The following is a 7,511-nucleotide window of genomic DNA, read 5'->3' as shown; positions in this document are numbered from 1 at the left end:
TAACAGAAGAACAGGGGCTTTTAAATAAGTGTCAGAGCTAACTAGCTCAAAAGTTCAGCCTTTAGATCAATGCCAACCTCAAGTGGTCTGAGGCCAGGGCTTTATCTATTGATAAGGTACTCAAAAGGTAGTATAATGGTAGTAGTAAAAGAAAGAAGATGAGACAATCATGGCAGTTAATGAAAAGAAACGGGTCCAAGTCAAGATTGATAAAGATTTGGCCGATGATACCGAAGCAGTTTTAAGCGAATTGGGTTTAAATCCAACCGCGGCCATTAACATGTTTTACAAGCGGATTGTTGCTAATGGTGCTTTACCTTTTAATGCGTCTTTAAGCGAAGAAGAAAGAGCTAATTTACGCTTTTTAAAGGCGACCGAAGGGACACCAGTCACCGAGTTCAAAGACGCTAAAGAGGTCGCAGATTGGCTCAACGATCCAGATGAGGACTAATGACTTAGTCAGCCTATACGTTAGTTTTGTAGAAACTAACGGTGGCAAGTCTCGACCAGTTTTAATTCGTCGGGTATCAGAACAGACGATCGAGGCTTTTAAAATTACTAGTCAGTATGAAAAGAAGTCGGCTTATATCAAGCAACAATATTATCCGGTTCAAGATTGGCAATCCGCTGGGTTGAAGAAACCTTCCTGGGTCGATCTTGGTAATATTTATCGCTTTCCCAAAGCCGGTTTAAACTTTAAAGAAATCGGTCATTTAAGTAAGCTAGATCAAAATAAAATTTCAGATTTTACGCTTGACCTAAAATCAAAAAGAAGAGGTAAGGGTCAAAAGATAATTCAACAGCGATCAAGTAAAAGGAAGCACAAAGAAAGTAAAGCAGAGCTTACACAAAGAATTCAAAAACAGTTAAAAGACTTTGCTAAACACAATCCAGAAATTAAGCCAAAAAACAATCCTTAAAATACAAACGATCGGCCTAGTTATTAGGTTGATCGTTTTTTAATTTATCCGGTTTATGGGCGTTAACATAGTCAGCAAATGTTTTTAAAAGTTCTTCGGTTTCTTCGACCGATAGGTTATCAGCTTGAAAGTATTTTTCGAGCAAAGCCCCTTTTTGAATTAATCGGCGAGAACGGGCTTTGCGGGCTTGCCGATTTTCGTAGTATTTAGATTGCCGTAATTTAAAATCTTCCCGATCAATTTTTTGTTTTAAACGCGCTTGCTGCTCGACTAGTTTTTCATATTGATTAGACATGGAATTTCCCCATCTCGTATGGCTAATGATCTACGGACTTTACCTTTAAAAATTCAGAAAATTGCTTGGCTAAAAGCTTAATCTGATCGTTAGACAAATTAGCATAATCTAAATTGGCTTGACTGATGATTTGTTTACCTAGCCGTTGTTCAATCTTATTTTTTTCGTCCTTAATTTTTTGATTAAGGGCTTTTAATTTAGCTTCTTGTTTTTCTAAGTTACTTTGAGACACAACGATCCCTCCAATCATATTAGAAATAATCACCGACACTATATCATAAGGGAAACGTTAAGTCAAAGTATAAAATTTGAAATAGCGAAGCGGAAGGCATACACTAAGTTAAAGTTAAGAGAATCAGAAGACCGAGTGAAACGAGGTCAATGCGCACTTACACGTCATCTTTGATGACGTTGTGCTAAACCCATTAAAACCTGTATTAGAAGTCGCCGATGGCGACAACAAAGTCAAACCCATAAACCCAAAGAAAGGTGGTGACCGACATGGCAATTTTTCACATGAGCTTTAGTAATATTAGTGCTGGTAAAGGACGAAGTGCGATTGCCAGTGCCGCTTATCGAAGTGGTGAAAAGCTATTTGATGATAGGGAAGGTCGCCACTATTTTTATGCCCGCTCGGTTATGCCAGAAAGCTTTATTTTAACCCCCAAAAATGCACCAGAATGGGCCAGTGATCGAGAGCAGTTGTGGAATGAAGTTGAAACGAAAGATCGTAAATCAAACTCACGGTATGCAAAAGAGTTTAACGTGGCTTTACCGGTAGAATTAAGTGAATCCGAACAGAAAGAATTACTGACAAAATATGTGCAAGAAAATTTTGTTGATGAGGGCATGGTAGCCGACGTGGCAATTCATCGCGACCACCCAGATAATCCGCACGCTCATGTGATGTTAACCAATCGCCCATTTAACCCCGATGGTACTTGGGGACAGAAAACAAAAACCGAATACATTTTAGATAGTCATGGTAATAAAACTAAGACCCCTGCAGGGAATGTGAGAAACCGAAAAATTTGGTTGGTTGATTGGGATAAAAAAGAAAAAATAACTGAATGGCGGCACAATTGGGCGGTTAGTGTAAATCAAGTTTTAGAGCAAAAAAATATTCCCGATCGGATCAGCGAAAAATCCTTTGAAGATCAAGGAATAAATGAAGTTCCAACTCAACATGAGGGAATCAATAGTAAGCGGCATGAAAGAAAAGAATTTAACCAACAAGTTAAGAACTATCGTAAGTCCAAAGCTGGCTATAAAAACAACCAAGAAAAAGTAATCAATAGAGGTCATTTAGATAGCCTAAGTAAACACTTCTCGTTTAATGAAAAACGGGTAGTTAAAGAGTTAAGCCATGAACTGAAAACTTATATCAGTTTGGAGAATTAACCAACGCCCCCTTAAAGTACTTAACTGGCAAACACCTTACCAAGTGATGCTGACTAATTTGTCAAAAAATTCGGATCAAATTTGCAATCTACCAAAACCTTAAATATAAAACGCAAATCATCACCACCTTTACTGTAATTATAGCAGGACAGGTAGTGATTATGGAATTATATACACTTATAGGAAGCCAATTAAAATTTTTGTTTAACTAGATTTATAGATGTCCATTAGGATTCTCCAAATCAGACCCTGTAACAAAGAATAATAGGAGAATGAAAGCGACACAACTTAACAGTTGTGTCGCTGTTTTTTTGGCTTTATAATTAAAGGCACTAGTGTGCGTCATAACTTACTGTCACAAATGCGTTACATTTTTAGTACGAAAAGTTCCTAGTTAACCATTCAAATCAGATTGGAGACATTAAATGAAATACGGTTATGCGCGTGTAAGTACCACCGATCAAAAATTAGCAAATCAAATTGAGTTACTAAAATCGGCGGGAGCAGAAAAAGTCTTTCAAGAAAAATTTACTGGGACGACAACTGAACGACCAGAGTTTCAAAAACTATTGCAACAACTTAACCCAGACGATACCTTGATTGTAACCAAGTTAGACCGTTTTGCTAGGAATACCAGAGAAGCCCTTGATATAATCCAAGACCTATTTAACCGCGAGATTAAAGTTAATATTCTCAATATGGGCTTGATTGATAACACCCCTACTGGACAATTAATCTTTACGATTTTTAGTGCGTTTGCGCAGTTTGAACGTGATATGATCGTTACCCGAACACAAGAAGGCAAAGCATATGCTAAACGAAACGACCCACACTTTAGAGAGGGGCGGCCACAGACCTACACTGATGAACAAATGCGACTAGCCTATCAGCTACGTCAACAAGGCATGACGTACAAAATGATTGCTAGAAAAACAGGTATCAGTGAGCGTACCCAACAAAGGCGCTTTAAATCCTTACTGAATGCAAACAATCAAAAACTGTCCTAGCAAAGCAGTAAAACAAGCATCATGGTTGCAATCCACAATATGAAAAAATGACCCGCGTTTATTGCATGCGTTTAACCTGGATGTAAGCTGATTCCTGAGACAACTTCTAAGAGAGCATATAATGAATAAATCGTCTCTCAAAAGGAAGAAATTTTTACATGCCAACTCGTTACGACAAAGAATTCAAACAAAACATCATCAACCTATATAAACAAGGCGAATCAGCCGCCCAACTGGCCAGAGAATATGGCATTGGCTATTCAACCGTTCATAAGTGGATCCAGGGCCAAGCCAAAACTCAATCCGGTAAATCGCCAGACGAAATTAAAGCGATGGAAAAGCGGCTGGCTTCCCTGTCTGAGGAGAACGAAATCCTAAAAAAAGCCCTGGGCTTCCTTGCGCAGAAGTAACCAATATTTTTGATTGGTAGATTGTAAAATTAATCCGAACGCTGTTCGGATAAAAAAGATCAGCTTCCTTTAAAATGGTGTTTACCACAAACCCATTTCTTATGAACTATCTCGATGTCAACCTTATCAAGCTGAGTTGGCACAGGTGAACGCTAAATCTAAGCGATCACGATGTGGTCGGAAAACTAAATTGGATGTCAAATTAAAGCAAACCATTCTAAACCATTTACGTCTAAGCTGGTCACCAGAAGTGATTGCTCATTAGCTTAAACTAGCCACTAAATCTATTTACAATTGGTTATATCAGGGAAAATTTGAATTTCCCTTGAGTGAACTACCTGAGCATGGGTTACGCCAACGGCGTAACCTTGACCAACGTTCTAAATATAATCAATCATTGGGGCGATCAATTGAACAACGACCAATCGTGATTAATCAACGTAACCGCATCGGTGATTTTGAAATAGATACAGTAGTTAGCCCTCGTGGACATAGTAAAGCTGTTTTATTAACTTTAGTTGATCGTAAGTCACGTTTTCTTTGGGCCTATCGATTAAAAGATCAGACAGGAGGGATTGTTAATGAATCACTAATTAATTTTCTAGCGACGTTTAAAGATCCTGTGCACAGTTCTACTAGGGACTGAGGTACAGAGCTTAGCAGCCTAAAGTCATTCAAACCACAATATGGTATTCAGGATCATTTTACGCATGTTAATTTTCAATTATACGAGTCCCTGCCTCAGTGGTATTATCAAGCTTATAAATAGACTGAATGTCGATGATGACAATAGCTCCATGATTAAACCTATCTATAACCTGTTTTGGCAATAATTTTTCAGTAACTTCATCGTTTTCATGAAGATGTGCGACACCTTCGAAACGAAATCCCTTTTGAGTTTTTCGATTAGCAACAGCAACAGCTACTCTGCCATTGGTAATAATATTATTGTAAGCATGCCGAAATGTATGTTCATAATATACTAAATGCTGATCATCTAATACATGCAGTGATCCTTTAGGACCAACCTTAGGATACCCGTCCTTATCAACTGTAGCCAGAAATGGAAACTGTTCTCCAACCATAGTTTTCATTTCTTCTGTCAAGCTTTGCATAGTATTGACCTCCAATATAAACTGCCCTTTTAAACACAATATTCACTGGTAATATTTTAAACATTTTTTACGCTACCACTCTCAAAAAAATTTTTCTAATGAGATGCTTGTACCAACTTGATTTGTCTTAGTCAGATCCCTCAAAAACAGTTATCCCCCAAACTCTTTTAATCGTTTCAATCATTGATTAAAACGATTAGCACAATGATCTGGTCAATGACTATCCCGATATGTTAACAAGTCATTTTATTAATTTTTCACCAGAACTCATTAGTGAATGAGGTTCAAGTGATAAGATAATTGGTGATTCTCAATTGAATTCCAGTTAAGTTTTTCTTTTTTCTTTGAACGGAGGAGGGCTTTACATTTCTGTTTCAAACATCACTGAATTTCAGTGAGACCTAAAGGTCACCTTGACAAAGAAAAATATTATTGAAAATTAGTTTAATACATTAGACCTGAACTACTGGTCATAATGAGTGATTATGATCGTAGTCAAGAGCAGATTCATAGTAGGTTGGTGTGTCCATTAGATGAAAACACACATCAGCTATTTAGTTGCTTCTTGATTAGTAGTAAATTACTTATGCGCTTGCATATATTAGTACGAAGATAAGGTTAAGAATAGATTTTTAACCTTATGGCAAATTCTATAATTAATCCGAACAAGTAAAAAAGCTCAAAGTAATGTCCTACAATGGTAGTGATTGAATACCAACATTGTGAAGGAGAATTACTTTGAGCTTTTCTATTTAACATTTTTTCAACGTGGGGTACTGGCCCAGTTTGTTACTTAACATTTGTCTTTACAAGAGATGGCCGATACTTTAAGCGTTGCTAACTCAACGCTTTACTATGAGTTAGAACGAGTTACCCACAAGCAACACAAGCTGATACTGATCATAAGCGCGCTCGTTGTGTACGACATTTGGCCTTAACCCCTGAGCTAAAACGTCTGATTGAGAACCAACTTGGTCACCGGAAATGGTTGCTCAATCCTACGGCTTGTGTACCGCAGTAATTTTTAACTGGCTCATTGTCGGTAATTTAGATTTTCCGTTAAGCCAATTGCTTAATCGTAACATTAGACACCAACGAACGATAGAGACTCGAAGAACTTTTAAAGTTTCACAACCGATTGAGGCGCGTCTCCAAGCCATTAATAACCGTAGGCTATTTGAACACTGGAAAATAGACACAATTCTCTCTAGTTGTGGTCAATCAAAAGATTGTTTAGTGGCCGTCGTCGAGGGTAAAGCACATCTAACTTGGGCAATAAAATTACCAAACCGGACCTCACTATCTTTAAACCAGGCATTGAAAAAATTCAAAGCAACAGTTAAATCGATTACTGTTGATCATGGAAAGGAGTTTTCTGGCTATCAAGAATTAGAAGTCATTCACCACATCAAAGTTTACTTTTGCCATCCATATTCTCCCTGGGAACGCGCCAGTAACGAATACTTCAACCGCAGGTTGCGATGGTTATTTCCCAAGAATGTATTTAAAATTCCCATTCTATTACCCTTTTCTATCTTGTAAATACCAGTGCTCTTCATAAAACTAGTTTACATCTAATTATGCAGGGTTCCGATGCAAAAATCTCCAGGTTAGCTTAATTTCGGATATAATCAGCCTAAAAAGCAAGGTAGCCATGATGAAAAACTACTTTAAAGGGCGGCGTTTCCAGAAAGATATTATTTTGGTAGCCGTTGGCTACCATTTTAGATTTTCCTTGAGCTATCGTGATGTGGTTGAAATTTTACGTGACCGTGGAATTATTATTCATCATACAACCGTTATGCGCTGGGTGCGCTATTCACCTAGTCAAAGCTGGCGAGTTGATGAAACCTACATAAAAATCAACGGTCGTTGGTGTTATTTTTATCGAGCTATTGATAGTCATGGATTAACACTGGATTTTGAGCTACGTCAACATCGTGATTATCAAGTCCGCTATAATTTTTTGAAGCGTTTATTGACAACTTATGGTCGTCCTAATGGTCTGGTCACTGATCAATATGGTCGGACGGGCCATTAAAAAAGTGATTAAGGATGGCCTATTGGCGAAAGAGAATCATCAATGTTCTAAATATCGTAATAATTTGATTGAACAAGATCATCGATTAATTAAATACGTCTTAGTAAAATCAAGCGGGTTTCAATCACTATGCACAGCTCTAAAAACTTTAAGCGGGATTGAAGTCATGCATCAATTACATAAAAAAAGCCAAAGAGACTCGGTTCTCTTTGGATTTAATTCGTTATAGGTAGATTGCAAATTTGATCCGAATTTTTTGACAAATTAGTCAGCATCACTTGGTAAGGTGTTTGCCAGTTAAGTACTTTAAGGGGGCGTTGGT

The 7,511-nt window shown here is 37.6% G+C and carries 7 protein-coding genes and 4 pseudogenes; 8 read left to right on the top strand and 3 right to left on the bottom strand.

Features of this window, described 5'->3' with window-relative positions; translation table 11 throughout:
- Positions 1-169 precede the first annotated feature (169 nt).
- Entirely contained in the window at positions 170-451 is a 282-nt protein-coding gene (locus tag GB993_RS02610; RefSeq protein ID WP_161002987.1) for a type II toxin-antitoxin system RelB/DinJ family antitoxin, read from the top strand.
- Entirely contained in the window at positions 441-920 is a 480-nt protein-coding gene (locus GB993_RS02605; protein WP_161002986.1) for a hypothetical protein, read from the top strand. The genes GB993_RS02610 and GB993_RS02605 overlap by 11 nt, the downstream gene beginning before the upstream one ends.
- Before the next feature lie 16 nt (positions 921-936).
- Here the strand turns inward: GB993_RS02605 and GB993_RS02600 are convergent, their stop codons facing one another.
- Positions 937-1,215, bottom strand: coding sequence for a hypothetical protein (locus GB993_RS02600; protein ID WP_161002985.1), 279 nt, complete (start codon positions 1,213-1,215; stop codon positions 937-939).
- A gap of 22 nt (positions 1,216-1,237) precedes the next feature.
- Complete coding sequence (locus GB993_RS02595) at positions 1,238-1,465, bottom strand: hypothetical protein (protein WP_081453972.1); 228 nt, start codon at positions 1,463-1,465, stop codon at positions 1,238-1,240.
- A 251-nt stretch (positions 1,466-1,716) separates the two neighbouring features.
- Here GB993_RS02595 and mobQ point away from each other — a divergent pair.
- From mobQ to GB993_RS02575, 4 genes and pseudogenes are all read left to right on the top strand, one after another.
- Positions 1,717-2,613 (top strand): annotated as a pseudogene (mobQ, locus tag GB993_RS02590) (MobQ family relaxase); the annotation flags it as partial.
- A 428-nt stretch (positions 2,614-3,041) separates the two neighbouring features.
- The gene (locus GB993_RS02585; RefSeq protein ID WP_161002984.1) at positions 3,042-3,623 is read left to right on the top strand and encodes a recombinase family protein; all 582 of its coding nucleotides are present in this window, start codon (positions 3,042-3,044) and stop codon (positions 3,621-3,623) included.
- 158 nt (positions 3,624-3,781) lie between these two features.
- Entirely contained in the window at positions 3,782-4,033 is a 252-nt protein-coding gene (locus GB993_RS02580) for an IS3 family transposase (protein WP_002816285.1), read from the top strand.
- A 94-nt stretch (positions 4,034-4,127) separates the two neighbouring features.
- A pseudogene (locus GB993_RS02575) lies at positions 4,128-4,745 on the top strand (IS30 family transposase); the annotation flags it as partial.
- A gap of 1 nt (position 4,746) precedes the next feature.
- On the opposite strand, the gene GB993_RS02570 reads toward GB993_RS02575, so the two are convergent.
- Positions 4,747-5,148 (bottom strand): pyridoxamine 5'-phosphate oxidase family protein, encoded by a 402-nt coding sequence (locus tag GB993_RS02570; RefSeq protein WP_161002983.1) that lies wholly within the window; start codon positions 5,146-5,148, stop codon positions 4,747-4,749.
- 981 nt (positions 5,149-6,129) lie between these two features.
- Between GB993_RS02570 and GB993_RS13255 the strand changes: the two are divergent.
- Positions 6,130-6,690: pseudogene (locus GB993_RS13255) on the top strand (IS30 family transposase); the annotation flags it as partial.
- Between the two features lie 115 nt (positions 6,691-6,805).
- Positions 6,806-7,418 (top strand): annotated as a pseudogene (locus GB993_RS02560) (IS6 family transposase).
- Positions 7,419-7,511: the final 93 nt, after the last annotated feature.

It is taken from the genome of Furfurilactobacillus milii, assembly GCF_009864005.1.
Classification (GTDB): Bacteria; Bacillota; Bacilli; order Lactobacillales; family Lactobacillaceae; genus Furfurilactobacillus; species Furfurilactobacillus rossiae_B.
Note: the sequence above shows the minus strand (reverse complement) of the source record. Positions and strands in the feature narration are given on the sequence as shown.